The organism is Lentibacillus kimchii (genome assembly GCF_055381965.1).
Genome location: NZ_AP043934.1, coordinates 1,881,289 through 1,907,509 on the forward strand (window position 1 = coordinate 1,881,289; position 26,221 = coordinate 1,907,509).

Below are 26,221 nucleotides of genomic sequence, written 5' to 3' on the forward strand. Positions count from 1 at the left end.
ATCTATACCCTAAAAATCAGTTGACTAAACGGTACATTATACGTTTACTGCTTATTACTATAAACAACCTGAGCAAATTACTCTCAGCTCTGAAAGTATGTCCGTAATCGAATGTGAGACAAAATTAACGGCCAGCAGAATAACCGATAAAGACGGAAATGTATGTCTGCTTCATTAAGCTTGTTTTTTGTGCTGAGAGGCTGTTGTATCAAACTGATTTTCATAAGCCTCCTGGAACTTTTGAATATCGCCAGCGCCCATAAATAGCAAGACACTGTCAGAATGCTGCAGCAGCACTTCTGTACTGTTCAGATCAAGAATTTCGCAATTAGCAATGTGCTCCTGCAGATCTTGTATTGTCAGTTTACCGCTTTCTTCTCGCGCTGAGCCAAAAATGTCGCACAGATAAACGGTATCAGCAGCATTTAAACTGTCAGCAAACGCCTGCAGAAACGTTCGTGTTCGTGTGAATGTATGCGGCTGAAATATGGCAACAATCGGTTTGTTTGGATATTTTTTGCGCGCAGTCTCTATCGTTGCAGTTATCTCACGCGGGTGATGAGCATAATCGTCAACCAGCACTTGATTTCCTGCTTTTTTTTCTGTGAATCGCCGCTTCACACCTGTGAAATGGCTTAGCATCTTCATTGTACTGGTTTTGATATCCTCATAATGGCATATCGCAATAACCGATAAAGCATTCAGCACGTGATGATCCCCATACATAGGGATAGAGAATGTATCATAATAAGTATTGCGCACAAACACATCAAACTCAGTGCCGTATTCTGTTTCGGTGATATTTTGTGCCTGAAAATCATTTGTACTGGAAAAACCGTACGTAATAACCGGTACTTTTGCTTGTATTTGCTGCAATTGTTCATCATCACCGCAGGCAATAATTCCTTTTTTGACTTGATTAGCCATAGACTGAAACGCTTCAAATACATCGTCAATACTTGTGAAGTAATCAGGATGGTCAAAATCAATATTGGTCATAATAGCGTAGTCCGGCTGATAGCTCAGGAAATGACGCCGGTATTCACACGCTTCAAACACGAAATAATTGCTATCGACGTGACCCTTGCCAGTTCCATCACCAATTAGATAGGAAATCGGATAAGTCTGATTAAGAACATATGCCAAAAGTCCCGTGGTGGATGTTTTGCCATGCGTGCCTGTAACGGCGATACTTGTATACTGCTTCAGCCACTCGCCCAAGAATTCATGGTAACGATAAAACGTCAGGCCCAATTCTCTGGCCTTTTCGATTTCAGGATGGCTATCTGAAAAAGCATTACCTGCTATAATCGTGTAACCCTCTTCAATATTTTTTTCCGAAAAAGGGGAAATAGGAATGTTTTTTTCCTCTAGTGCTTTTTGTGTAAAAAAACGTTTCTCAACATCAGACCCTTGCACGTTCTCACCAGAATCATGAAGTATATGAGCAAGGGCGCTCATTCCGGTTCCCTTAATACCAATAAAATGGTAAGTCGTCATAAAAAGAACCTCCAACTTTATGTCTAAGCCTAGTCATCAGCTATAACTTTACAACTATTTTGCTATTATAGCAAATGATGGTCAAGAGTTAAATAAGAAACGTTACCTGCATGTTTCACAGGTGGCATGCTGCTTCTATGCTGTGAATCTAAATCACCCGAAGAATAATCAGCCATTTTCACTACATTATATACATGTGAAGCTGCAAATGTTCTTCTGGACAAAATGGGTTTTCATTAAGTCTTAAGACCTAATTCTCGAACTGTGCAGCGGAGACCAGAACTTCTCGCGGCTTACTCCCGTTCTGCTCTGCAATAATTCCCCGCTCCTCCATCGCATCCATCAATCGGGCTGCCCGGTTATAGCCAATTTTAAACTGCCGCTGCAACAGAGACGTGCTGGCACTATTGTGTTCAACAACAAACATAATCGCATCATTAAGCAGTTCATCTGCCTCATCCTCTTCAGAAGCATGCTGCAGAAGCTCTTCCTGTTCAAATTGATAATCCGGTTCAGCAACTGAACGTGCATAATCCGTTACGCGGTCAATTTCTTCATCGGATACAAACGCCCCCTGCAGTCGGACACTTTTGCCGGCACCATTTTCCGTGAACAGCATATCTCCTTTTCCTAAAAGCTTCTCAGCTCCGCCGGTATCAAGAATTGTCTTGGAATCAACCTGTGATGATACACTGAAAGCAATCCGTGTTGGGATGTTGGCTTTAATCAAACCGGTAATGACATCCACGGATGGCCTCTGTGTAGCAAGGAGCAAATGAATACCGCAGGCACGGGCTTTTTGAGCAATTCGGCTAATTGAATCTTCAACATCCTGCGGTGCTATCATCATTAAATCAGCAAGTTCGTCAATCACTATCACCATATATGGCATTTTTTCGCCGGGGCGATTTTGCTGTGTCATCTTCTTATTGAATCGCTCAACATCCCGGACATTTTCCCGGACAAATGCCTCATAGCGTTCTTCCATTTGCCGAACAGCCCATTTCAGCGCCGCAGTGGCTGCTTTAACATCTGTAATGACCGGCGAAATCAGATGCGGTATACCATTGTACGGGGCGAGTTCAACCATTTTTGGATCAATCAGCATAAATTTCACATCTTCATGACTGGCATTATAAATCAGACTGATAAGGATTGTATTAATACAAACACTTTTACCTGATCCCGTAGCCCCGGCAATTAAGCCATGCGGCATTTTTTGAATATTTGTAAGCCGCGGCTCACCCTCAATGCTCAGTCCCAAGCCAACTGTCAGCGGGGACGTATTTGTCTGGAAGGCTTGATCTGTAAAGATTTCCTGCAGACTGACCGTACGTGGATGCTGGTTTGGAATTTCAATCCCGATTGTATTTTTGCCAGGAATCGGGGCTTCAATCCGAATATCTTTGGCAGCCATATTCAGCTTAAGATCATCACTTAAGTTTTTAATTTTACTTACCTTGACACCTAATTCCGGCTGAACTTCAAACCTGGTTACTGATGGTCCCTGCGTTGTATTGACCACATCAGCACGGACATGAAAATATTTTAGCGTTTTTTCCAGTAACTGCCGTTCGTCTTCCATCCACAACTGATCCTGATCTGTCCCTGGCTCGGGGTCATCCAGTAAATGGATAGGCATCTCATATTGCGTGACATCCCGCGTTTCAGATGTCTGGGACCGCTTGTTTCGACGACGTTCTGAATAGCTGCGTTTATCATTAGCTGACATTAAAACATTAAATGGCGGCGTCTCCGTGTTAGGCTGACTTTTGCCAGGCTCTTTGGAACGCTGCTTGTTTGGTTGAGGACTGGCCGTTTCACGTGTTTCAGCTGTTTCAGGCTCAGACGGTTTGCTATATGAAAGTGCGTCATCGGATTTGCTCTGAGCAGCCGTTTCGTCATGAACAGATTCCACGTCGGATGCATCATCCTGTTCGGCCATGGTCGATCCATCATCACTAACGCTCTCAGAATATCCGGACACTTCCTCATCGTTATTCAATTCCTCGATGGCTGCAGCTGTCTCCTCTTTCGCTTCATCTCGAGGCCGTTCAGAATATGTGTCTTCCCTTGCTGCTGATTTCCGCTGAAAAGCTGGTACATTATCAAAACCGTCAGTATTATACGACCTCTGGAAACCATGAATGGGGGACGGTACATCGCTTGGTTTAAAGGGTTCATCGTATTCGGGCTCAATTTTTTTCCGTACCGGTTCGTTTTCTTCTTCTTCCTGTTTAACCGGCTGTTCATCTTCAGGAGCAGCCTGATGTTGTCTGCGCTGAAAAGCTGGTGTATCAGATTGATCATTTCCATTTTTCTCATCAGGAATAACAGGAAAGCGAAATGGCTTTTCTTTAGGATATTGATACGTCATGCGTGTTTGGATATCCTGATTTCGTTTAGGTAATTTATTAGTGGGCTCAGATGGTTTTTCATTTTCATTTTCCTGTTCTTCAAAAAGAAAATGGCGGATTTTTCTTTTCCATTGATCAAACATAGATTTTCACTCATTTCTACTAAATAACACTAATGTCAGTTTAACAGGTTCAGCAGCAAACGGTCATTAAAAAACAACCCTTGTCCAGCGACTCAGGTTGTTAAAAACATTAAAGTTCAAATGGTTCACCTATTGTAAAGGCGTTATCAAGGACATAAATTCCTTTTTCTTCAGAAGCATCAGGCAGCCCTAATTCTTTCTGGGAACAGATCATACCGTTTGACGGGACACCGCGCAGTTCTGTTGGTTTTATCACCATACCGCTTGGCATCACTGCGCCCATTTTCGCGACAACCACTTTTTGACCGGCCTCAACATTCGGCGCTCCACACACGATCTGGTGTGTCGCTTCCCCTGTATTGACCTGGCAAACGCTTAATTTATCAGCATTCTCATGCGGTGATTTGTCAGTGACATAGCCAACAACAAATTTGGGGCTTACATCAAAATCCAGCGGGTCATTCAGACTATTTTTTCTGAACGCCTCCTTCATTTGCTGTAATAAGGGTTCTGTCATCGTTATTTTCCCCGCTGTGTGCAAATCAAAGTACACAGATGCACGGAAAATATTATAACCCGCAACAGATCCTTCCCAGTCCGTTATGCGTGTTATGTCACCATAGTTTTGGGACGTATCATAGTGATCAACGTCTTTCAGTGGAACAATCAGGACATCCCCAATCCCATTCTGATTGTAATACACATCCATAAACGACATTCCTTTCTCTTATTTTTCCGGTCGTTGTTTCGCCAGAATAAAGATCGGTTCCAGTGTTTTATTTTCATAAATAAACGGCAGTGATGTGATCGGTATTTGACCTTCCGCAAAAAATTTCATGGTCATTTGTGCTAAAATGTCATAACCTTGTTTAGTTTGAATATCAGCAAAAATGAGTACATCCTGATGCGGCACGGCCACAGCAAGTTCCCCTTTTGCATTAATCAGCATTTCCTCCAGAAACGCCTCATTCAAAATCCGGCTGGCATCGTAGCCGTCCTGTTTCGCCACAAAGTAAAAATCGTTATCAGCCACACGATCTTTGGTGCAGTCATTGTTGAGCGAACGAACGTTAAACATAGCCATTTCATCAATCCGTTCCTGGGTCCATCCTTCTCCTTCCAGCATCGACTCATCAATCAGCTGATAGGATTTCCCCAGATCCAGAGCATAAAAGACACGGGTCTCAGCTGTATGCTCTTTGGTAATAAGCTTATTGCCATTTTTCGTCTCTGTGGGGAAAGATGTAGCACGAATCACCGGATAAATTTGCTGTTCTTTTCCGGATAACTGATGATTTTCATTCATAATTCTCAGTGCCTCTGTCACGTGCGCTTCGAGATCGTCAATGGCCGAATCACCGCGTTCATTGTACTTAGAAATAACATTGGGCAACGTGATCGTTATGCCTTGACCAGTATCCTTCCATTCTATCCGGTAAGTGTCCTGGTCACGATTATAAGATGTTTTAAATGCGTCACTTCCCAATCGGTCATCGAGAAGCTTTTTCATTTTGAGACTTGTCATTTTCATTAGCTGTCACCTCTTTTCAACCGCTTACTCTGTCCATAAAAGCCATAACTTCTTCTTTTGTCTTGCGGTCTTTACTGACAAAACGGCCAGTCTCAGCACCGTTTTTAAATGCAACAAAACTCGGGATTCCGAAGATATCATATTCCTGACAAAGATCAATGAATTGATCACGGTCTATTGAGATAAATGTAACATTCGGATATGCCTCTTCAATTTCCGGCATAGCTGGCTCAATCACACGACAATCAGGGCACCAGTCAGCTGAAAAGAATGCTACAGCCTGATCATTGTTTATTAAGTCATGCAATTGCGTTTCGGATTCAAGTGTTATCATAACATCAACCTCCATTATAACTATCATATCGATGATTTTAGCTGGAATCAATTAGTCATGTGAAAAAATACGCTTCTATCAGCATTAAACTGCAACAGAAACGATTTTCGCAATCTATGATATCAGGAATCGTTCGTTTGACAAACAAATTGTTTGAAGCCATTTTTGTTTACGTTTCAGCTTAAGATCGATACGATATCCTTATAATCTTATTGGATGGAGGGGTTTATAATGGAATTAACAGTTTACTTGGCAGGTCAGATTCACGATGACTGGCGGGAAGATCTGCAGGCAAAAGCCACGCAGAAAAACTTACCGCTCACCTTTGTCGCTCCACAAACAAATCATGACCGTTCTGATAACGTAGGTGATGACATACTGGGTGAGCAGCCCGGAAAGGTGTACAAAGACGATGCTGCTTCAAGCATTAATAACCTGCGGACACAGATACTCATGCAAAAGTCAGACGTTGTCATCGCCCTGTTTGGCGAACACTATAAACAATGGAATACAGCAATGGATGCAAGTGCTGCCATGACCATGAATAAGCCCACGATCCTGGTGCGTCCAGAATCACTGATTCATCCGTTAAAAGAACTCGCCAACAAAGCAAATGTAACAGTCGAAACAATTGACCAGGCTCTCGATGTACTGAACTACATTTATGAATAAGAGACTGGGACAAATGTGAACACACTTGCGTGACTAAATCGCTTCGGAAAGAGACGTCGCTTTCCGCAGGTGGCTGGTGAGCCTCATCGCACGAACGCACTCCGAGGGCTCACCTGTGCCCCTTGTTCGCGGAGGCGTCTTCATTTCCCCTTCTGTTAAATGACATACGTCTGTGGAATTCGTGACGTCGCTTTAACCCAGCCTCTTTTAACGTTCCTGTCCAAACGCCCATTGACCATACAGGAGATTTATAACCTGGCTGAACATATCTTGACGCGAGAGGTGTTCGTTCGTGAAAACGCCAATCGCTCCTTCCTTTTGCCGAACATTCTGCCGTTCAGCATAGTCATCCATAACATCACCAAGTTCACGACCGTTTATCAATTCTTTTTCAATGTGTTCTGGCAGCAAGATTCTGGCGCCACTGGCGGTGAATGTCCGGTTTTCCTTTGTAACCAACGCACCCCAATTACATAAGTACAGGCTGTCTCCAACATACATAACACCGCCTTCGAGCCCGATGGCAGCATCCGCAGAAGTTTGTTTAATACTATTAGCCGCACGATTCAACGCCCCTTCTCGCGTTTCGGCGTCAGAAAATGGCTGATCATTAACGAAGGAAGGCACGTCCGCTGCCGAAACATCTGCCTGTGTGAAATTTTCTTCGACCGCTGCAATTTTAGCAGAATTTTTTGAACCAATTACAATTTTCAATTTGCGACCCCTTAAGTTGTTTTAATTGTATCAACAGCAGACTGATCAGTCGATTTGACCAATTTCACCAGCAGCTCTTTAGCCGCTTGATAGTCGTCAACGTGAATGATAGATGAGGACGTATGGATATAACGTGAACAAATACCAATAACCGATGATGGCACCCCGCTGTTTGCAAGATGAACATTGCCGGCGTCCGTCCCGCCCTGTGAAACAAAATACTGATACGGGATGTCATTGGATTCGGCGGTGTCCAGAACAAATTCCCGCATGCCGTGATGCGTAATCATTGTTTTATCAAAGATGCGCAGTAACGCCCCTTTGCCCAGCTGACCAAATGCTTCGTCATCACCGGCCATATCATTGGCTGGCGAAGCGTCAAGCGCATAGAAAATGTCCGGCTGAATCATATTAGCAGCTACTTTAGCGCCTCTTGCTCCTACTTCTTCCTGCACCGTCGCGCCTGAATACAGCTCGTTTGGCAGTGTTTCGCCCTGCAATTCTTTCAGAAGCTCGATTGAGAGTCCACAGCCATACCGATTATCCCATGATTTAGCCATGATTTTCTTTTCATTGGCCATTGGTGTAAACGGACAAACCGGTACAATTGCCTGACCTGGCTGGATGCCAATGGTTTCAGCGTCTTTTTTATCGTCTGCACCTATATCGATCAGCATATCTTTCGTATCCATTGGCTTCTTCTTTTGTTCAGGTGTTAAATTGTGGGGTGGTATCGAGCCAATCACACCGATCACAGGACCATTGTCAGTCATAATTTGCACACGCTGTGCCAACAATACCTGATTCCACCAGCCGCCCAATGTCTGGAAGCGAATCATGCCCTTTTTCGTGATTTGAGTAACCATAAACCCTACTTCATCCATATGCCCAGCAACCATCACACGTGGGCCACTTCCTCTCTTGACACCAAAAATTCCGCCAAGATTATCCTGAACGATGTCATCCGTGTACTTCTCTAATTCACTGCGCATAAAATTGCGCACAGCATGTTCATTCCCAGGAACGCCCTGCAATTCCGTCAGGTTTTTAAATAGATCCATTGTTTCCGGGTTCATAGCATTCCTCCATTCTTAATATGTATAACACAAGTATAACGGACATTGGTAGCATATTGCCACAATTCAGTTGTTTTAATTTTAATCGTGAACAACATGCTGTTTTACTTTATCGGTTTTTATTTTTGGGTATTTCCGTTATAATGGTATTTATAAGATAAAAAGCGTCTATTAACTATACAGAGGTGACAAAAATGAAAGCAAGAAATGCAATCATTGGTGCCAGTGCAGGTATTGCAACAGGTTTTTTGGTCAAACGACAGCTTGACCGCTATCAAACAATCACACCCGAAAAGGCCCTGAAGCAAGCTAAAGAGTCATTTAAAAAAGAAGGACCTATCAGCGGTTCCTGGATTTATATGAAGCCGGAAGAAATCGAAAAAGACGGATTAATGTATAATACTTATCGCGGTGGGGTCACACGTAACATTGATGGTGCCAGCCAACAGTACGAATTTTATATTGACATTGACACCGGGGCTATTATTGACTCGATCGAAACCGCATCATAAACATAAAGCCATCTGCTTCAAACATAAAGCAGATGGCTGTTTTTTTAATGATCTGGATAAGCATAACGTTCACGGTCCACGTAATGAATCGCTTCACCCGATTCATTAAATTGAATCGCGCGGTAATAGGCATCGTGATAAAATGTGTACCATGCCTGGCGCTGATACCCAAAATTCATCCACTTTTCTTTCTGATGGACAGACGTGACCGGATAATCATCATAGGCCAGTGCCCACAGCTTGTTTTGATGGGCGTGTGTCGGCATGATATCGGCCATATGAATCCACGTAACATCACCATCTTCAAACACTAAAATTGCGTGTCCATCGCTGTGACCGCCAGTGTGAATCATCCTCAGTCCATCCGTAATCGTCAGCTCCTCGGCAAACGGCTGGACTTGATGCTGGACTTGTTTCCAGTTCATTTCCCAATATGTATTGGCTGATCGAATATTAGGCTGGCGCATTTCGTCCCACTCCACCTGTGAAACATAAATCACCGCATTCGGAAAGACAGACACATAATCATCCGATACAGGATATGTCAGTCCGCACGCATGGTCAAAATGCAAGTGTGTCATTAGCATGGCGTCGATATCTTCCGGCCGCAGTCCCAATTCAGCCAGAGACTGGACAATTGACGACTCTTCCTTCACACCAAAGTTCCGGACTTGCTTAGCTGTCAGTTTGCCATTTCCCATACCGGAATCGATAATAAAATTCTGACCGTCCAGCTGCACTAATATTGGATCCGTCCGCAATTCAATCTGATTTTTGTCGTTATAGGAGTATTTTTTGCTCCATAAAGCTTTGGGAACAACCCCAAACATCGCACCACCGTCGAGAAAATTAACACCGCCATTCAACCAGGTCAGTTTTGCCCGGCCAATCTGCATCGTTTCCACTAAAAGCGCCCCCTCTTCCCTAAATCTCAGTTAATTGTTCCGCTTGTTTAACAAGATGAACGACTATAATCAGTTTAGCGAATTCCAGCCGTTATGTAAACGATTCCATAATAATGAAAAAAATCCCCATTAAGGGGACCTAGACAAATTGAGCCTTGCAACGATAAATTGGCTGGCCCTTCGCGGCAAAACGTTCTTCGTATTCTGTCATGACATTTTCAGGAGCGTCACTGTTGTGAAGATCGAGATTCACGTCATTCAATACCAAACCATATTGGGAAAAACTTACGAGTGAATAGGCAAATAAGTTTTGATTATCGGTTTTAAGGACAATTTCACCCTTTGGCTGCAGAAGATGTTGGTATTGTTTGAGAAATGTATAATATGTAAGCCGTCGTTTAGCATGGCGTTTTTTCGGCCATGGATCAGAAAAGTTTAAGTAAATGGCCGCAATTTCATTTTCAGTAAACAAGTCATCCAGCACTGTGGCGTTTGTCAGTATCAGCAATACATTTTCACAACCAGCATCCCTTACCTTGCTGCCAGCTGTAGCAATAATACTCTTGCCCTGATCAATACCGATGAAATTAATTTCCGGGTACTGTGACGCCATAGTCGCAATAAACTGGCCCTTGCCAGTTCCAATTTCCAGGTGAATCGGCCGATCGTTGCCAAATTGAGTCTGCCACTTACCTTTAATGTCTTGTGGATTCGATATAACTAAATCTGTTGCATCTTTTAGAAAGTCTTCTGCCCATGGCTTATGGCGTTGTCGCATGGTTATGTCTCCTTTATCCTTTAGCATAAAAGTTGCGAAATGGTTAAAACTATCAATGAGGTGATCACATGACATTAACAACTCATAATCAATTACAATTATTGTATGATATTTTGACAGAGCAAAAAGAGGAGTGCTCTGGGAGCATTTCTGAATATCAGCTCATCAAACGGCAGGTACAAGCGGTCATGGCCAATGACAGTGTCAGGAACGAACAGCTTCTTCGGCTGTTGCCCGAGATCTATAATTATGGACGTCAGGGAGAGGTCGCCCAAAATGATGAAGAACACATCGTAACAAACGCGGAAAATATTAATAAATGGCTCAATGCTATCGATCAGACCAGCTCAGAATAGTATGGCTGATGTGATCGTTTAAACTGCGCAAATCCGCAAGACGGTTTTGTATTTTTTCCATATCCCGGCGCTGCCAATGCCAAGTTACGTACTGCAGGACATCCAGGAGCACATACCAGTATATCCGCTCAAATAACTGCGGGCTGCTGTTCACACCATAGCGGGTAAGCCAAGCCTCCCAGTCTTCTTCCGGTACATACCATTTTAATATAAAGCCAAAGTCCATTGCAGGATCAGCTATCATCGCATTGTCCCAGTCAACCAGATAAAGCTGGCTGCTTGTCGTCAGGATGAGATTATTATGATGCAGATCACAATGGCATACAGCATACTGCTGGCCGCGCGTGGCAGGCAATAGCAGCCATAGGTGTTTCAAAGTTTGCTGGATTTCCAGGTGAGCACTGACCAAGCCGTCTTCCTCTAATTGATCTGTAATAGCTTGAAACCGTTCATCAGGTGTCACCGGTTGTTTGCCCAGCCGCATCAGCATATAAAGAAGTTCAGAAGACTCATGTATCTTGCGCAGCAAATCAGCCACACGATATTGCTGCATTTCTTCTGATCTTAGCTCTCTTCCACTCAGCCATTCCTGACCTGTGATCACATCACCGTTTTCCATTCGCTTTGTGAACACAAGCTTTGGTACGATGTCTTCTGCCGACAGAACCGCCAAAAATGGCGAGGAATTCCGCTTCAGAAACAAACGCCGATCATCCTTTGCGGCAATGTAGGCATCACCGGTCAAACCACCTGCAGGCGTAATATCCCATTCTTTTCCCACCGCTTTCTGGAACCAATTCAACTGGCATACCTCAAATCATCTTAGATTGCCTTGTTGTGCCTGCTTAAAACATTAACACTTCTGCTAATGGCATGCAGCAGTCATCAAACCGTCCTGATAAAACAGACATGTCATAAGGTTACCCGAAATTGACGCTGTTTTCAACTCATTAACATTTATTGGTCATTATAATCGTTTGTAAAAGCAGCATCCTTCGCTTCCCATTCCGGTCGTTTCACAGAAGTTGTACGGCACATGCTCAATAATAAGCCCGCAGCTTTAAGCTGTTGATTTTTTAAAGGCGAAACAACCCTCCGCTTATTATGAAACCAATTCTCATACTCCAGTTTGCCGATTAAGTGTGTATTATACGGTTTATCATGAAAGATAAGATTGCTGGACGGGGCCAGAACAACCCTTGTCACAGGCAAAGATGTATCCCCCCGCTTAAGAATACTCTTAACAATTTGCTCGGTACGTTTCAAAGCGAAAAGCGGATTCAGCATTTTTGTCTGCTGCTTATTTTGGTTTTGAATTGTCCAAGTCCGTTCCTGTTCAGCCCATATCGTTGTTCCAGCCGCTGTATCAGCTAGATAGATAATGTCGATTCCGGTAGGACCAATTACAATAATTTCGCCATCAACAGGTGCTTGTCTGATATTAAAAACGGGATAATACATCACTAAATACGTATCGGAAAATCGCTGCAGAAAGAATTTTAACCATGTATCCGCTTCATATGCCTGTTTGGTAAATGACACCTCCGCTACGGTTGAGGAGGCCCATTGCAATTGCAGCGGAAATAATTTATCTAAAAAGTAATGTTTCAAATCTTCTTTTGTTTCTGGCAGGCGGCTGTCTTCGCTGAACGTCTTCTCAAACGTTTCACGATTTTTCATTCCCAGAAGTTCTTTCCACTTGGACCAGACTGAAACAGGCTCTGATTCAGTTGTCGTTTCCTGCATAGAGCCGTTTTGCCATAACTGCAGAAGATTTTTCCAATTCTCTTGTTTCATCCGGATAAATTGTCCCGGATAACGGTAAATATTCCGTTCATACCGTGATATATAATCTTCAAGCTTAATCAGCTGTGCCAATTCAAGTCCCTTCTTCCGTCAAATGATAAGCAGAAGTTTTGTGATACTTCGGGCTTTTTTCCGGATAGATGCGGTAAATGACCACGTTATTAACGTTGAACGTCTGCCCTTCCATATCACATGTATTCAATTTGGAGAGATCTCTGGCTCCGCCGGCCCATTTTTTGGCCAACGTAATATGAGGCGTATAAGTGCGTTTTTCCCGCTGAAAGCCTGCCTGTTCTGTCAGATGCGCCACTGTTTGCTGCAGATTCAGCAGTGCATCCTGCTTTTGGACACCTGTCCATAAGACACGTGGTTTATCAGGATCGCCAAACGTTCCCAACATACGCGTCTTTAACGTGAACGCCTCAGTCCTTTGAAGACTTTCCAGCATGCTGGATAAAATCTGATATTGCCCCGGAGAAACAGGACCCAAAAATTTCAGCGTTATATGCAGATCATCGGGATGGGTCCATTGTTTATAAAGCAAATGTTCTTTTAGCATTACCTGCCAGCTGGCAACTTGTTCTTTGATAAAATCCGGCAGGGGGACGGCAATAAAATAATGTGGCAGATTCATAAATTTCCCTCATTTTTTTACAATTGTCAGCGTATACTTCAATTAATTTGGGCTACTTTTTTGACAAAAAGCAAACTTACACTTTAATCCAAAGCAGAATAGCGTTAAAATTAAAATTAACTACACAGATGATGACATCATTGAGCCTAAAATTTTTAGGGAGAGTGATTGTTTGAGTCATTCAACATCGCGCATGCTAACAAGAGTGAAAGCCGTTTACCTCTACATCAGAGAACAGGGGACCGTATCAACCCAAAAAATCGCTGAAGAGTTCGGGACAACGAGACGGACGGTACAGCGCGATCTAAGCATTCTTACATATAATGGCCTCGTACAAAGCCCTAATAAAGGAAACTGGAAAATCACAAATAAACGCGTTAAGATTCCTGATGCTTGATAAGGAGACGCTGACATCTTCTGTCAGCGCTTTTTTTGCTCAGCTGGTTGCAGGCTCAACTCCTCTGCTTCAGTCAGTTCCCGGTATTCTCCAGGCTGTAATTGATTATCCAGTGTCAGCGTCCCCATTCTGATTCGTTCAAGAAACATGACTTTTTTGCCAAGTCCTTCAACCATTCGTTTCACCTGGTGAAATTTCCCTTCTGTAACCGTGATATAGACTTCGGACAAATCCCCCGCCTCAATGATTTCCAGCACAGCGGGCTTGGTCATATAACCGTCATCAAGCTCAATACCGCGCCGGAACTGGCTGACATCATCATCCGTTACATGCCCGTCGATCTGGGCATAATACACTTTCTCCACAGCTTTCTTCGGTGACGTTAATTGATGTCCCAGTTCACCATCATTTGTCATCAGCAGCAGTCCTTGTGTATCCTTATCGAGCCTCCCGACAGGAAATGGCTTAAACCGCTGATAATCAGCCGTCAGAAGGTCGACAACCGTCATTGTCTGACCATCGGCAGTCGCCGATATAAAGCCAGACGGTTTATTCAGCATGATGTAGATATAATCTTGATAGTGCACTTCTTCCTGATCGACAAGGACACGATCATAATCAGGATGTACCTGCAAATCACTCGATCTCACCAATTGTCCATTAACACTTACATGTTTCTTTTTTATCAGCGTTTTGACATCTTTCCGACTGCCGTAACCTGTATTGGCCAACAATTTATCAAGACGCATCCAAATCCTCCCGTCACCTGTGGAATAACCGATCCAATATATGGACCCGTTCGCCTAAAACTCGTTCAAGCAATGTTGACTGATAGCTGAACCAGACATAGACAAGACCGCCAATTGCTACACCAGCAACCAGCATCATAGCAGCTGAAAAGCGAAATGTTTCATAATCTAAAAACATGCCGAACAGACCTTTAACTATAGCAATTGCTATGACCATGAAAACAGAAAAGATGCAAATAAGCAAAAAACGTTTGAATGTCTGCTGGAAAGAAAAGTTAATTGACGTTTTAATGCGCCATAAATTCAGAGCGACTGCCGTACCCGAAGCAAGCACTGTTCCAAAAATCGCCCCTTTAGCACCGAACGTATGGATGAGCTGTATATTTAATAACACTTTAACTAACACACCTGCACTCAAGCTGATAACCGCAAATTGCTGCCGATTAATTCCCTGTAATACAGATGATGTCACAGTAAAGAGTGCAAACATTAGAGCAGCCGGCGCATACCAGGCTAAGAGTCCACCTCGGAAATCAATGTTACCCATACCAAATAAAGCGCCGTAAGCCTCATGTGACAGAACAACCAGACCCACGACTGCCGGAACAACGAGAACAAGCACAATCTGCAGTGCCTGATTGATCTGCTGATGCAGTAATGATCGATTATTTTGCATATACGTCTCTGTCATGGCTGGAACAATCGTGAGCGACATGCCTGTTGCTATGGTAACCGGGATGATCACCAGTTTATGACCGTAGTAATTAATGGTCGAATAAGCCGCATCGAACAAATCATACTGACCAATCGCGGTCATTGCCCGTGCCATCGTAAACTGATCCACCAGCTGATATAACGGAACAGCCACACCCACCATCACAAATGGACCAGCATAACGGAATAACTCGGCAAATAAACTCCTGAGCGGTATATCATACGTTTTTTTCTGCTGTTGAATAGTGCTGCGAATGCCAGACTTGTGTTTCTGCCAGAATATGAACAATACAATACAAGAGGCAAGTGCACCAATGAAGGCAGCAAACGTTGCAAATCCGACCGCTGTAACGATACTGCCATCAAGAATCTTCACAACAGTGAATGAGGCAATCAGTATAAAGCTAATTCGTACAATTTGTTCCACGACCTGTGAAATAGCGGTCGGCTCCATCGATTGATGCCCCTGAAAAAAACCGCGTACAATACTCATTGATGGAATGATTAAGAGCGCAAAACTGACCATGCGTATAACCATCGTTATATCGTCTACCGCAATGCCGTTATCTTCATCAGTGATCATAAAGCCTGCCAGCCATTCCGCCCCTATAAACAGTCCTAAAAATGCCAATATTCCCGTTACAGCCATTAACATAATGCCTGCTTTAAACATCCGCATGCCTGTCTCATAATCTCCAAGCGCATTATATTTGGATACAAATTTTGAAACTGCAAGCGGAACGCCGATTGTGGAAATACTGATTAAAATACTGTAAGGGTTATAAGCGAAGGCAAACAGTGTCCCACCGGTTTCACCCACTACTTCATTAAAGGGAATAACATATATCATCCCCAGAAATTTTGATAAAAAAGTTGCACCAGTAAGTATCATGGTGCCTTTAACAATATTCGACATTATTTCACCTGCATCTAAGTTTAAAAATCACATGTAAATGTTATTTTATCATATATACGACAAATGCAAGTTTAAAGGAAACTCAGGAAATAGGAATGCTTTTGCAGACCTTCAAAAGATGGTATGCTATGTGTGAAAGGACTGAAGAATTTTGACTTATGATGTCGTTGTAATCGGCGGTGGACCTTCTGGCTTAATGGCTTCTATCGCTGCCGCGGAACACAATGCCGAAACATTGCTGCTTGAAAAAGGCAGAAAACTGGGCACGAAACTTGCCATCTCCGGTGGTGGCCGCTGTAATGTAACGAATCGGGTGCCAGCCGAAGAAGTGATTAAACACATCCCAGGAAATGGAAAGTTTTTATACAGTCCATTTACGGTTTTTAGTAATTACGATATTATCAATTTTTTTAATGGCTTAGGTGTCGAACTTAAAGAAGAAGATCACGGACGGATGTTTCCAGTTACAAATTCATCAAAAACGGTCATCAATGCATTGGTCAACAAATTGCATGACCTTAACATTGAAATCCGCATGAAAACACCGGTAAAATCCGTCGATTACGGTGAAAATGAACATACCATCATACTTGAAGATGACTCAAAAATACTAACGAAATCGTTAATCATTGCTGTGGGCGGCAAAGCTGTTCCACACACTGGCTCAACTGGAGACGGCTATCCCTGGGCCCAAAAAGCCGGCCACACAATCACTGACTTATATCCAACTGAAGTCGCAATCACATCTGATGAGGCATTCATACAAAATAAACGGCTTCAGGGACTATCGCTGCGCAATGTTGCCCTCTCGGTATTAAACAAAAAATCGAAACCTATGATCACACATCAAATGGATATGATCTTTACACATTTTGGTATTTCTGGCCCAGCTGTATTACGTTGCTCGCAATTTGTTGTTAAGGAACTCAAAAAAGGACGTGAAGAAGTGCCGATGCTGCTTGATGTGTTACCAGACAAAACGGAGGACCAGCTTGTGACAGAGGTTTTGAAGTCAGCGGCAGATAATCCGAAAAAATCTGTCAGGAACTTACTGAAAGGCCTTATTCCCGAAAGACTGCTCGATTATATACTGTCAATTTGGAATATTAATCAGGAACAAAAAGCAGCGGAAACCTCCAAAGAAAGCTTTCGGCACGTTGTTCATGAGCTAAAGCAGTTCCACTTCACTGTTAACGGCAGTTTGCCACTAAAAAAAGCTTTTGTTACTGGCGGAGGGGTTTCTTTAAAAGAAATCGTCCCTAAAACCCTGCAATCCAAACAGATGCATGGTCTCTATTTTTGCGGGGAAATTTTAGATATTCATGGCTATACGGGTGGATATAATATAACCTCAGCTTTAGTAACCGGACGTCTGGCGGGGATGAATGCTGCCAGTGAATCGATTCGTGAAGATGGCAGTTGATACCTGTTATAGGCTGGTGCATTTAAGCCAAACTAATCAATGTTGGGGACTTAGAAAGGACTGAAGGATTTGCAGAATAATAATAGCATGTGGTTACCCCTGATTGCCTCTGTTGGTGTTGGAGCAGCAACGTATTACAGTATGACACGCAGTAACCAGTTCAGCCAGGCTATGCAACAGATGATTCCGTTTGTTTCTAGAATGAATAATGAACAATAAACAAATTGTCAGCACGTGATTTAAAAAGGGGCTGGGGCATAACTAGTGCCAGTCAGTATAAAAAAGGATCCAAGCATCAATTTTTATGCTTGGATCCTTTTTGGTCTGGATGATTATCACCATCCACATTTAGATCTGTGTTCGTGGCGGTATACTTTCTCAAGTTCACCGCCATGAACGCAAATCCTAATTCATTTCACGCGTTTCTCCTGGCGGTATTGCAAGGAGCGCGGGATCCGCCTAAGTGGCCCGAAACTTGGCAGACCATTGAAAGACGAACAGCTTAACGCAACACACAAACAAATGGAGCAACAGGATGCCTCCGAACGTAATGCGATCGAAGGTGAATTTGGGGAAGGCAAGCGCCGATATGGGATGGGCCTGTGTTTAAACATTCCTTTCATTTTGTTAATGCCTTTAACTTTATATCTATTTATGATAAATTAGAAACAATATTTTGATATTTTAAAAAGGGGAGCGTTGTTCATTTTGTCCCTAAACAAAAAATTGTAACAATTTCTGTTATGTCTGCTTGATTAGTCACCACAGTTGGCACAACAACTATCTGTGCTAAACCAACAGATTCCAATTCATCCATACAACCCATGATGTTAGTTTATCATGTAGATAAACCTATTCATGCATCTGGTTATATGACCAACAATGAATTATGGGAATTAATAGATAAAAGAAACCAAAATATTACTTGGTTTAGCATTGCTTCTACGATAGTTTATGGTGGGTTTGGAGCTATGGGTTTAGTAGGTTCAGGTACTGCTGGAATGGTTCCAGGTTTAGAAGGTGGACTCATGTCCTTATCTGAAACTAATATGGAACAAGCTGCTCGTGAAGGAAAAATGTTGTCTTGGGTTGAGGTTTACGCGGATGGCGTTGAAGGAAGCCTAAGTAAACAGGCGTATACTGTATATAGCGATCCTCCTGTAAAATTTGTGGAATATTAAAGGTACTTTTATGTCAAAAAAATTCATCGGTTATGATAGTAATGACCGCACTCAAAAAAGGCGTTATTGGATACTTATGCCACCGTCTTTTATTACGATGATAGTATTAGTCTTCACTTTACCAGACCTATATAAAGGCTTATCTATTATTGTTATATTTTTATCTTGGACAATCTTAACAATCTGGAATTACCTGTCAAAAAAAGGGTAGTTTAAATAACCCCAACTTGGGAGGTTATAGATTGAATATACCATGATATGTCACTTTTGTGTCTAACTTAATTTTATAACCTAGGTACAATAAAAACGGAAGCTTTATACTTCCGTTTTCACTGCCTGGCAACGTCCTACTCTTGCAGGGGTCAAACCCCAACTACCATCGGCGCTGGAGAGCTTAACTGCTGTGTTCGGCATGGAAACAGGTGTGTCCTCTCCGCCATCGTCACCAGACTTTATATTGATTTTGAAATCACAGAAACCATTATAAGCATTTTTAACTCAAAATGCAAGAGGTTTTTTAAACCTTTGCACCCTGAAAACTAAATAAGAGAACCATCAAGCTACATCCTGTTAGTTAAGTCCTCGATCGATTAGTATCCGTCAGCTTCACGTGTCGCCACGCTTCCACCCCGGACCTATCAACCTCATCGTCTTTAAGGGATCTTACTCACTGGATGTGATGGGAAGTTTCATCTTGAGGGGGGCTTCATGCTTAGATGCTTTCAGCACTTATCCTGACCACACGTAGCTACCCAGCCGTGCTCCTGGCGGAACAACTGGTGCACCAGCGGTGTGTCCATCCCGGTCCTCTCGTACTAAGGACAGCTCCTCTCAGACTTCCAGCGCCCGCGACGGATAGAGACCGAACTGTCTCACGACGTTCTGAACCCAGCTCGCGTACCGCTTTAATGGGCGAACAGCCCAACCCTTGGGACCGACTACAGCCCCAGGATGCGATGAGCCGACATCGAGGTGCCAAACCTCCCCGTCGATGTGAACTCTTGGGGGAGATAAGCCTGTTATCCCCGGGGTAGCTTTTATCCGTTGAGCGATGGCCCTTCCATGCGGAACCACCGGATCACTAAGCCCGACTTTCGTCCCTGCTCGACATGTAGGTCTCGCAGTCAAGCTCCCTTGTGCCTTTGCACGCTTACGAATGATTTCCAGCCATTCTGAGGGAACCTTTGGGCGCCTCCGTTACCTTTTAGGAGGCGACCGCCCCAGTCAAACTGCCTGCCTGACACTGTCTCCGGACCGGATAACGGTCCAGGGTTAGAATGTTCGTACAGCCAGGGTGGTATCCCACGGGTGCCTCCACGTAAGCTCGCGCTCACGTTTCCACGGCTCCCACCTATCCTGTACAAGCTGTACCAACATTCAATGTCAAGGTGCAGTAAAGCTCCACGGGGTCTTTTCGTCCTGTCGCGGGTAATGCGCATTTTCACGCATCGTATAATTTCACCGGGTCTCTCGTTGAGACAGTGCCCAAGTCGTTGCACCTTTCGTGCGGGTCGGAACTTACCCGACAAGGAATTTCGCTACCTTAGGACCGTTATAGTTACGGCCGCCGTTCACTGGGGCTTCGGTTCGCCGCTTCGCGCCAGAGGCGCTAACGCTTCCCCTTAACCTTCCAGCACCGGGCAGATGTCAGCCCCTATACGTCGCCTTGCGGCTTCGCAGAGACCTGTGTTTTTGGTAAACAGTCGCTTGGGCTTCTTCACTGCGGCTCAGGACTCGGCCCTGAGCACCCCTTCTCCCAAAGTTACGGGGTCATTTTGCCGAGTTCCTTAACGAGAGTTCTCCCGCTCACCTTAGGATACTCTCCCTGCCTACCTGTGTCGGTTTGCGGTACGGGCACCTGTGAACTCACTAGAGGTTTTTCTTGGCAGTGTGAAGTCAGGAACTTCGGTACTCAATTTCCCTCCCCGTCACAGCCTGGAACCATTGGCCGGATTTGCCTGACCAATTTCCTCACTGCTTGGACGCACATTTCCGGCAGTGCGCATTCCTTATCCTTCTGCGTTTCCCCATCATTCAAATGCTCACGAGGTGGTACAGGAATGTCGGCCTGTTACCCATCGCCTACGCCTTTCGGCCTCGGCTTAGGTCCCGACTAACCCTGAGCGGACGAGCCTTCCTCAGGAAACCTTAGGCATTCGGTGAAAGAGATTCTCACTCTTTTTTCGTTACTCATACCGGCATTCTCACTTCCAAACGCTCCACCAGTCCTCACGGTCTGACTTCACAGCATTTGGAACGCTCTCCTACCATTGTTCCGAAGAACAATCCGCAGCTTCGGTGATACGTTTAGCCCCGGTACATTTTCGGCGCAGAGTCACTCGACCAGTGAGCTATTACGCACTCTTTAAATGGTGGCTGCTTCTAAGCCAACATACTGGTTGTCTGAGCAACGCCACATCCTTTTCCACTTAACGTATACTTAGGGACCTTAGCTGGCGGTCTGGGCTGTTTCCCTCTCGACCATGAACCTTATCACCCACAGTCTGACTCCCAAGGCTATGTAGCCGGCATTCGGAGTTTGACTGAATTCGGTAACCCGGTGAGGGCCCCTCGTTCAATCAGTGCTCTACCTCCGGTACACGCTCCTTGAGGCTAGCCCGAAAGCTATTTCGGAGAGAACCAGCTATATCCGTGTTCGATTGGCATTTCACCCCTACCCACGCCTCATCCCCGCATTTTTCAGCATACGTGGGTTCGGGCCTCCAGTCAGTGTTACCTGACCTTCACCCTGGGCATGGGTAGATCACACGGTTTCGGGTCTGCGACCGTATACTCAAATCGCCCTGTTCAGACTCGCTTTCGCTCAGGCTCCGTGTCTTCCACTTAACCTTGCATACGATCGCAACTCGCCGGTCCATTCTGCAAAAGGTACGCCGTCACCCATTAACGGGCTCCGACTACTTGTAGGCACACGGTTTCAGGTTCTCTTTCACTCCCCTTCCGGGGTGCTTTTCACCTTTCCCTCACGGTACTGGTTCACTATCGGTAACCAGGTTGTATTTAGCCTTGGGAGATGGTCCTCCCGTATTCCGACGGAATGTCACGTGTTCCGCCGTACTCAGGATCCACGCCGGAGGAAATCGCTTTTCGGCTACAGGGCTCTTACCCTCTTTGGCTGATCATTCCAAATCAATTCGCCTAAGCCATTTCTTGATAACTCCGATGGCGTGTCCTTACAACCCCGGAAAGCAAGCTTTCCGGTTTGGGCTGCTTCCGTTTCGCTCGCCGCTACTCAGGAAATCGCGTTTGCTTTCTTTTCCTCCGGGTACTGAGATGTTTCAGTTCCCCGGGTATGCCACCTGCGCCCTATGAATTCAGACACAGGCACTGTCCCATTACGGACAGTGGGTTGCCCCATTCGGAAATCCCCGGATCACAGTCTGCTTACGACTCCCCGAGGCATATCGGTGTTAGTCCCGTCCTTCTTCGGCTCCTGGTGCCAAGGCATTCACCGTGCGCCCTTGATCACTTAACTTAATAAAACATTCGTTTAAACGAACGTCTGGATGTCGTCTTGAATGGTTTGCTCTTATTTAGTTTTCAAGGTGCAAATGTGCATCTCTGCACAAGGCTTCTATCTGCAAGCATCACAGTATGTGATAACTTAGACAGATGAGGGTTTGCTCCCTCAAAACTGAACCAAACAACCAGAGTAGCTGAAAACAGATATCGGTCCGGCCGATACTGCCGCGCTAAGCGACAAGCACCGGCTTCCGTATAATATCTTCCTTAGAAAGGAGGTGATCCAGCCGCACCTTCCGATACGGCTACCTTGTTACGACTTCACCCCAATCGTTGGCCCCACCTTCGGCGGCTGGCTCCAAAAAGGTTGCCTCACCGACTTCGGGTGTTGCCAACTCTCGTGGTGTGACGGGCGGTGTGTACAAGGCCCGGGAACGTATTCACCGCGGCATTCTGATCCGCGATTACTAGCGATTCCGGCTTCATACAGGCGAGTTGCAGCCTGCAATCCGAACTGGGAATGGTTTTATGGGATTTGCTTCACCTCACGGCTTCGCGTCCCTTTGTACCATCCATTGTAGCACGTGTGTAGCCCAGGTCATAAGGGGCATGATGATTTGACGTCATCCCCGCCTTCCTCCGGTTTGTCACCGGCAGTCACCTTAGAGTGCCCAACTTAATGCTGGCAACTAAGCTTAAGGGTTGCGCTCGTTACGGGACTTAACCCAACATCTCACGACACGAGCTGACGACAACCATGCACCACCTGTCACTCTGTCCCCGAAGGGAACACGGTATCTCTACCGCCATCAGAGGATGTCAAGACCTGGTAAGGTTCTCCGCGTTGCTTCGAATTAAACCACATGCTCCACCGCTTGTGCGGGCCCCCGTCAATTCTTTTGAGTTTCAGCCTTGCGGCCGTAATCCCCAGGCGGAGTGCTTAATGCGTTAACTTCAGCACTAAGGGGCGGAAACCCCCTAACACCTAGCACTCAACGTTTACGGCGTGGACTACCAGGGTATCTAATCCTGTTCGCTATCCACGCTTTCGCGCCTCAGCGTCAGTTACAGCCCAGAGAGTCGCCTTCGCCACTGGTGTTCCTCCACATCTCTACGCATTTCACCGCTACACGTGGAATTCCACTCTCCTCTTCTGTACTCAAGTCCTCCAGTTTCCAATGACCTGCCGCGGTTAAGCCGCGGGCTTTCACATCAGACTTAAAAGACCGCCTGCGCGCCCTTTACGCCCAATAATTCCGGACAACGCTTGCCCCCTACGTATTACCGCGGCTGCTGGCACGTAGTTAGCCGGGGCTTTCTGGTCAGGTACCGTCAAAATACTGCCCTGTTTGAACAGTATCTGTTCTTCCCTGACAACAGAGTTTTACGATCCAAGGACCTTCTTCACTCACGCGGCGTTGCACCGTCAGACTTTCGTCCATTGCGGATGATTCCCTACTGCTGCCTCCCGTAGGAGTCTGGACCGTGTCTCAGTTCCAGTGTGGCCGATCACCCTCTCAGGTCGGCTACGCATCGTGGCCTTGGTAGGCTTTGATCCCACCAACTAACTAATGCGCCGCGGGCCCATCTGTAAGTGGCAGCCTGAGGCCGCCTTTCAATCCCTCACCATGCGGTGAGAGGTGTTATCCGGTTTTAGCTCGCGTTTCCACGAGTTATCCCGGTCTTACAGGCAGGTTGCCCACGTGATACTCACCCGTCCGCCGCTCGTTCCACAGGCATCACCCCCGAAGGGGATCTGCTTGCTTCCCGCGCTCGACTTGCATGTATTAGGCACGCCGCCAGCGTTCGTCCTGAGCCAAGATCAAACTCTCCAATAAATAAGAGAGATGCAAACGACTGACACCGATCAATCGTTTTATCTCAGCGTTCATAATGTCTCAAAAAGCTTCATCCAATCATATGAAGACATATGACCGGGAGCCTCTTACCTGACATCTGTTTCAGGCTGGTTGTTTTGTTCAGTTTTCAAGGAGCAAATCGGATGCCGCCTCTCAAAAGCGACTTAATTAATATAACATCTGCATTCAATGAAGTCAAGAACTTTTTTAGTTTGATTAAGAGGTTATTTATAAATACCTCGTTTGAATGCAACTCAATAAGAATATCATTTATTCATGAGATCGTCAATAGATAACTAGAAGAATAAACTTCTTGAATTGAACTTAACAGTATTTTGATCAGTTCATGATTAACAATATCTTCGCCTCTCGTTGAGAGCAAGAGTGATAATACTAGGCGAGAATTAAAATGTCAATGACCTTCTGCCACTAAATATAATGAAAAATTACATCATAAATGAGTATGCAATTTTTAATAAAGTGAAAGAGGCTGGGACAAAAGTGCGAACAACCAGAATGAATGCTTGCGACTAACCACTCCGGAAATAAACGTCAATTTCTGAGGCGGCAAGTAAGCGCCTCATCACGCCGGCAAGCTTTCCCAGCGCTCTGCAGCTCTTCGCAGATCGCAGCTTATTCGGCGACGTTTTTGCGCTGTGCGGGCGCACACCAGGTCTCACTTATCCTTCTTTTTCCACGGGAATCTTTAGTCTCTTACTCGATAATCTTAGATATCATGTGTTAACGACCTTCGTTTTGTCCCAGCATCTTCAATCAATTTTATGACGTTTTACAAATTATCGATCTTACTCACGATCGTCTTGACTAAACAATGAACCGTCATGCGGGTGTTGTTCACTTTCCATCTGTACTGTCACATGACCAATCTCTTTATGGGCCATTTCGTGTTCAATGGTCTGCAAAAGCTTCTGGCTGTCATATACAGACAAATGCCCGTCAACAACAGCATGACACGACAATGCATTCTGACCGCTCCTAATACTCCATACATGCAGATCATGGATTGAAATAACATCAGGGATATTCTCAATGGTCTTAATGATATCATCGAGTTCGACGTTTTCAGGTGTTCCTTCCATTAAAACATGAACGGCATCTTTTGTTACACGCCACCCGCTTATTAAAACAAGAATTGCTACAATAACACTTGCTAACGGATCGGCCCAGGTCCAGTCAAACAGCATAATCAGGATCGCTGCTGTGACAGCACCGATGGATCCAAGCAAATCACCCAGCACGTGCAAGAAAGCTGCACGCATATTTAAATTTTCATCCTTATCGCCGCCATGCAAAACCCGGGCGACCACAAGGTTGACGATTAGACCAATACATGCAACAACAAGCATGCCGGTAGATGCTACCTCGGGTGGTGCCATAAAGCGCTGAAAAGCCTCATAAAAAATAAGAAGTGAAATGACAATCAGTACAGCACCATTAAACACAGCCGCTAGTATCTCAAACCGTTTATAGCCATAAGTTTTCTCATAGCTGGCGTTCTTTTCGCCAAATTTGAAAGCTAAAAGCCCAACGCCAAGTGAAGCAGCATCACTTAACATATGACCTGCATCTGATAACAAAGCCAGACTGCCAGAGAGAAAACCTCCAACAACTTCAACAAGCATATAAACAAATATAATCAAAAAACTGATCATAAGTGCTTTTTTATTCGCGCCATGTGCATGATCATGACTATGTGTATGATTGTGGCTGTGATCATGATCATGTGCCATAAAAGATCCCTCCCGTCTCAATTATGTCTAAAAGATTAATCAGTCGTGCTTCACATAACGCTAGCCATAATAAGCATGGTTAATCGTTTGTCTCAGCAGATTAATGACATGATCATCATCGTGCGAATAATACAACGTCGTTCCTTCCCGGCGATTTTTCACCAAGCGTAAATCCTTTAAGAATCGCAACTGGTGAGAAACGGTTGACTGACGGAGCTGCAGAATGTCAGCCATCTCGTTCACCGAACATTCATGATGAATAAGCAGGTGGAGTATCCGGATTCTGGTAGGATCCCCGAGCGCCTTGAACGTTTGTGATACGCCAAATAGCGTTTCGTCATCCATTTCTTTATAGGAACCAATGTTTTGATTTTGCTTATCTTCCATTAGAATTCCCCCACTTTAGGCAGATCATGATGGTGAATTATTG

At 44.7% G+C, this 26,221-nt stretch carries 23 protein-coding genes, 3 rRNA genes and 1 pseudogene; 8 read left to right on the forward strand and 19 right to left on the reverse strand.

Going from position 1 to position 26,221, the window contains the following annotated elements; translation table 11 throughout:
• Positions 1 to 174: 174 nt before the first annotated feature.
• The 5 genes from murC to ACZ444_RS10085 form a co-directional block, all read right to left on the reverse strand.
• Positions 175 to 1,500: a UDP-N-acetylmuramate--L-alanine ligase gene (gene murC, locus ACZ444_RS10065; RefSeq protein ID WP_382358561.1), complete on the reverse strand. Its 1,326-nt coding sequence runs from the start codon at positions 1,498 to 1,500 to the stop codon at positions 175 to 177.
• 250 nt (positions 1,501 to 1,750) lie between these two features.
• Positions 1,751 to 4,000: a DNA translocase FtsK gene (locus ACZ444_RS10070; protein WP_382358562.1), complete on the reverse strand. Its 2,250-nt coding sequence runs from the start codon at positions 3,998 to 4,000 to the stop codon at positions 1,751 to 1,753.
• Between the two features lie 109 nt (positions 4,001 to 4,109).
• Positions 4,110 to 4,709, reverse strand: coding sequence for a YtpR family tRNA-binding protein (gene ytpR / locus ACZ444_RS10075; protein ID WP_382358563.1), 600 nt, complete (start codon positions 4,707 to 4,709; stop codon positions 4,110 to 4,112).
• An 18-nt stretch (positions 4,710 to 4,727) separates the two neighbouring features.
• A complete protein-coding gene (locus tag ACZ444_RS10080) occupies positions 4,728 to 5,531 on the reverse strand; it encodes a DUF1444 domain-containing protein (RefSeq protein ID WP_382358564.1) in 804 nt (267 codons plus the stop codon).
• 16 nt (positions 5,532 to 5,547) lie between these two features.
• Positions 5,548 to 5,865 carry a thioredoxin family protein gene (locus ACZ444_RS10085; RefSeq protein WP_382358565.1) on the reverse strand — a complete coding sequence of 106 codons (318 nt, stop codon included), beginning with the start codon at positions 5,863 to 5,865 and terminating at the stop codon, positions 5,548 to 5,550.
• 231 nt (positions 5,866 to 6,096) lie between these two features.
• Here ACZ444_RS10085 and ACZ444_RS10090 point away from each other — a divergent pair, with 231 nt between their 5' ends.
• Complete coding sequence (locus tag ACZ444_RS10090) at positions 6,097 to 6,537, forward strand: YtoQ family protein (protein ID WP_382358566.1); 441 nt, start codon at positions 6,097 to 6,099, stop codon at positions 6,535 to 6,537.
• A 207-nt stretch (positions 6,538 to 6,744) separates the two neighbouring features.
• On the opposite strand, the gene ACZ444_RS10095 is transcribed toward ACZ444_RS10090, so the two are convergent.
• The gene (locus tag ACZ444_RS10095; RefSeq protein ID WP_382358567.1) at positions 6,745 to 7,251 is read right to left on the reverse strand and encodes a DUF84 family protein; all 507 of its coding nucleotides are present in this window, start codon (positions 7,249 to 7,251) and stop codon (positions 6,745 to 6,747) included.
• Between the two features lie 11 nt (positions 7,252 to 7,262).
• The gene (locus ACZ444_RS10100; protein ID WP_382358568.1) at positions 7,263 to 8,327 is read right to left on the reverse strand and encodes a M42 family metallopeptidase; all 1,065 of its coding nucleotides are present in this window, start codon (positions 8,325 to 8,327) and stop codon (positions 7,263 to 7,265) included.
• A 194-nt stretch (positions 8,328 to 8,521) separates the two neighbouring features.
• On the opposite strand from ACZ444_RS10100, the gene ACZ444_RS10105 reads away from it, so the two are divergent.
• Positions 8,522 to 8,839 (forward strand): PepSY domain-containing protein, encoded by a 318-nt coding sequence (locus ACZ444_RS10105; protein WP_382358569.1) that lies wholly within the window; start codon positions 8,522 to 8,524, stop codon positions 8,837 to 8,839.
• Between the two features lie 44 nt (positions 8,840 to 8,883).
• Here the strand turns inward: ACZ444_RS10105 and ACZ444_RS10110 are convergent, their stop codons facing one another.
• Positions 8,884 to 9,744 (reverse strand): YtnP family quorum-quenching lactonase, encoded by an 861-nt coding sequence (locus ACZ444_RS10110; protein WP_382358570.1) that lies wholly within the window; start codon positions 9,742 to 9,744, stop codon positions 8,884 to 8,886.
• 139 nt (positions 9,745 to 9,883) lie between these two features.
• On the reverse strand, positions 9,884 to 10,522 hold the full coding sequence (gene trmB / locus ACZ444_RS10115; RefSeq protein WP_382358571.1) for a tRNA (guanosine(46)-N7)-methyltransferase TrmB: 639 nt from the start codon (positions 10,520 to 10,522) through the stop codon (positions 9,884 to 9,886).
• Positions 10,523 to 10,590: 68 nt separating this feature from the next.
• On the opposite strand from trmB, the gene ACZ444_RS10120 reads away from it, so the two are divergent.
• Positions 10,591 to 10,878 (forward strand): YtzH-like family protein, encoded by a 288-nt coding sequence (locus ACZ444_RS10120; RefSeq protein WP_382358572.1) that lies wholly within the window; start codon positions 10,591 to 10,593, stop codon positions 10,876 to 10,878.
• Here the strand turns inward: ACZ444_RS10120 and ACZ444_RS10125 are convergent.
• The 3 genes from ACZ444_RS10125 to thpR form a co-directional block, all read right to left on the reverse strand.
• Positions 10,853 to 11,680, reverse strand: coding sequence for a phosphotransferase (locus ACZ444_RS10125; RefSeq protein WP_382358573.1), 828 nt, complete (start codon positions 11,678 to 11,680; stop codon positions 10,853 to 10,855). The two genes, ACZ444_RS10120 and ACZ444_RS10125, sit on opposite strands and share 26 nt — an antisense overlap.
• Before the next feature lie 155 nt (positions 11,681 to 11,835).
• Entirely contained in the window at positions 11,836 to 12,756 is a 921-nt protein-coding gene (locus ACZ444_RS10130) for an NERD domain-containing protein (RefSeq protein ID WP_382358574.1), read from the reverse strand.
• Between the two features lies 1 nt (position 12,757).
• Positions 12,758 to 13,318, reverse strand: coding sequence for an RNA 2',3'-cyclic phosphodiesterase (gene thpR, locus ACZ444_RS10135; RefSeq protein ID WP_382358575.1), 561 nt, complete (start codon positions 13,316 to 13,318; stop codon positions 12,758 to 12,760).
• 172 nt (positions 13,319 to 13,490) lie between these two features.
• On the opposite strand from thpR, the gene ACZ444_RS10140 reads away from it, so the two are divergent.
• A complete protein-coding gene (locus ACZ444_RS10140; protein WP_382358576.1) occupies positions 13,491 to 13,715 on the forward strand; it encodes an HTH domain-containing protein in 225 nt (74 codons plus the stop codon).
• A gap of 23 nt (positions 13,716 to 13,738) precedes the next feature.
• On the opposite strand, the gene ACZ444_RS10145 is transcribed toward ACZ444_RS10140, so the two are convergent.
• Together ACZ444_RS10145 and ACZ444_RS10150 are read right to left on the reverse strand one after the other, a co-directional pair.
• Entirely contained in the window at positions 13,739 to 14,464 is a 726-nt protein-coding gene (locus ACZ444_RS10145; protein WP_382358577.1) for a pseudouridine synthase, read from the reverse strand.
• A 13-nt stretch (positions 14,465 to 14,477) separates the two neighbouring features.
• Positions 14,478 to 16,094: a putative polysaccharide biosynthesis protein gene (locus tag ACZ444_RS10150; protein ID WP_382358578.1), complete on the reverse strand. Its 1,617-nt coding sequence runs from the start codon at positions 16,092 to 16,094 to the stop codon at positions 14,478 to 14,480.
• 151 nt (positions 16,095 to 16,245) lie between these two features.
• Between ACZ444_RS10150 and ACZ444_RS10155 the strand changes: the two genes are divergently transcribed.
• From ACZ444_RS10155 to ACZ444_RS10170, 4 genes and pseudogenes are all read left to right on the forward strand, one after another.
• Positions 16,246 to 17,517 carry a BaiN/RdsA family NAD(P)/FAD-dependent oxidoreductase gene (locus ACZ444_RS10155; RefSeq protein ID WP_382358579.1) on the forward strand — a complete coding sequence of 424 codons (1,272 nt, stop codon included), beginning with the start codon at positions 16,246 to 16,248 and terminating at the stop codon, positions 17,515 to 17,517.
• A gap of 69 nt (positions 17,518 to 17,586) precedes the next feature.
• Positions 17,587 to 17,736, forward strand: coding sequence for a hypothetical protein (locus ACZ444_RS10160; protein WP_464433292.1), 150 nt, complete (start codon positions 17,587 to 17,589; stop codon positions 17,734 to 17,736).
• A 189-nt stretch (positions 17,737 to 17,925) separates the two neighbouring features.
• Positions 17,926 to 18,120 (forward strand): annotated as a pseudogene (locus ACZ444_RS10165) (transposase); the annotation flags it as partial.
• A gap of 221 nt (positions 18,121 to 18,341) precedes the next feature.
• Positions 18,342 to 18,698: a hypothetical protein gene (locus ACZ444_RS10170; RefSeq protein WP_464433293.1), complete on the forward strand. Its 357-nt coding sequence runs from the start codon at positions 18,342 to 18,344 to the stop codon at positions 18,696 to 18,698.
• A gap of 334 nt (positions 18,699 to 19,032) precedes the next feature.
• Here the strand turns inward: ACZ444_RS10170 and rrf are convergent.
• The 5 genes from rrf to ACZ444_RS10195 form a co-directional block, all read right to left on the reverse strand.
• A 5S ribosomal RNA gene (gene rrf, locus ACZ444_RS10175) occupies positions 19,033 to 19,148 on the reverse strand.
• Between the two features lie 120 nt (positions 19,149 to 19,268).
• Positions 19,269 to 22,194, reverse strand: a 23S ribosomal RNA gene (locus tag ACZ444_RS10180).
• 258 nt (positions 22,195 to 22,452) lie between these two features.
• Positions 22,453 to 24,019, reverse strand: a 16S ribosomal RNA gene (locus tag ACZ444_RS10185).
• Together the 16S, 23S and 5S rRNA genes form the textbook arrangement of a ribosomal RNA operon.
• A gap of 827 nt (positions 24,020 to 24,846) precedes the next feature.
• Positions 24,847 to 25,791, reverse strand: coding sequence for a cation diffusion facilitator family transporter (locus ACZ444_RS10190; RefSeq protein WP_382357641.1), 945 nt, complete (start codon positions 25,789 to 25,791; stop codon positions 24,847 to 24,849).
• 60 nt (positions 25,792 to 25,851) lie between these two features.
• A complete protein-coding gene (locus ACZ444_RS10195; RefSeq protein ID WP_382357642.1) occupies positions 25,852 to 26,178 on the reverse strand; it encodes an ArsR/SmtB family transcription factor in 327 nt (108 codons plus the stop codon).
• Positions 26,179 to 26,221 lie beyond the last annotated feature (43 nt).

Bases quoted from the DNA above. Each gene is read 5' to 3' on its own strand.
- ACZ444_RS10070 (WP_382358562.1), bottom strand. From the start codon at position 4,000: ATGTTTGATCAATGGAAAAGAAAAATCCGCCATTTTCTTTTTGAAGAA.
- ACZ444_RS10145 (WP_382358577.1), bottom strand. From the start codon at position 14,464: ATGCGTCTTGATAAATTGTTGGCCAATACAGGTTACGGCAGTCGGAAA.
- ACZ444_RS10090 (WP_382358566.1), top strand. From the start codon at position 6,097: ATGGAATTAACAGTTTACTTGGCAGGTCAGATTCACGATGACTGGCGG.
- trmB (WP_382358571.1), bottom strand. From the start codon at position 10,522: ATGCGACAACGCCATAAGCCATGGGCAGAAGACTTTCTAAAAGATGCA.
- ACZ444_RS10105 (WP_382358569.1), top strand. From the start codon at position 8,522: ATGAAAGCAAGAAATGCAATCATTGGTGCCAGTGCAGGTATTGCAACA.
- thpR (WP_382358575.1), bottom strand. From the start codon at position 13,318: ATGAATCTGCCACATTATTTTATTGCCGTCCCCCTGCCGGATTTTATC.
- ACZ444_RS10085 (WP_382358565.1), bottom strand. From the start codon at position 5,865: ATGATAACACTTGAATCCGAAACGCAATTGCATGACTTAATAAACAAT.
- ACZ444_RS10120 (WP_382358572.1), top strand. From the start codon at position 10,591: ATGACATTAACAACTCATAATCAATTACAATTATTGTATGATATTTTG.
- ACZ444_RS10080 (WP_382358564.1), bottom strand. From the start codon at position 5,531: ATGAAAATGACAAGTCTCAAAATGAAAAAGCTTCTCGATGACCGATTG.
- ACZ444_RS10100 (WP_382358568.1), bottom strand. From the start codon at position 8,327: ATGAACCCGGAAACAATGGATCTATTTAAAAACCTGACGGAATTGCAG.
- murC (WP_382358561.1), bottom strand. From the start codon at position 1,500: ATGACGACTTACCATTTTATTGGTATTAAGGGAACCGGAATGAGCGCC.
- ACZ444_RS10190 (WP_382357641.1), bottom strand. From the start codon at position 25,791: ATGGCACATGATCATGATCACAGCCACAATCATACACATAGTCATGAT.
- ytpR (WP_382358563.1), bottom strand. From the start codon at position 4,709: ATGGATGTGTATTACAATCAGAATGGGATTGGGGATGTCCTGATTGTT.
- ACZ444_RS10170 (WP_464433293.1), top strand. From the start codon at position 18,342: ATGATGTTAGTTTATCATGTAGATAAACCTATTCATGCATCTGGTTAT.
- ACZ444_RS10195 (WP_382357642.1), bottom strand. From the start codon at position 26,178: ATGGAAGATAAGCAAAATCAAAACATTGGTTCCTATAAAGAAATGGAT.
- ACZ444_RS10150 (WP_382358578.1), bottom strand. From the start codon at position 16,094: ATGTCGAATATTGTTAAAGGCACCATGATACTTACTGGTGCAACTTTT.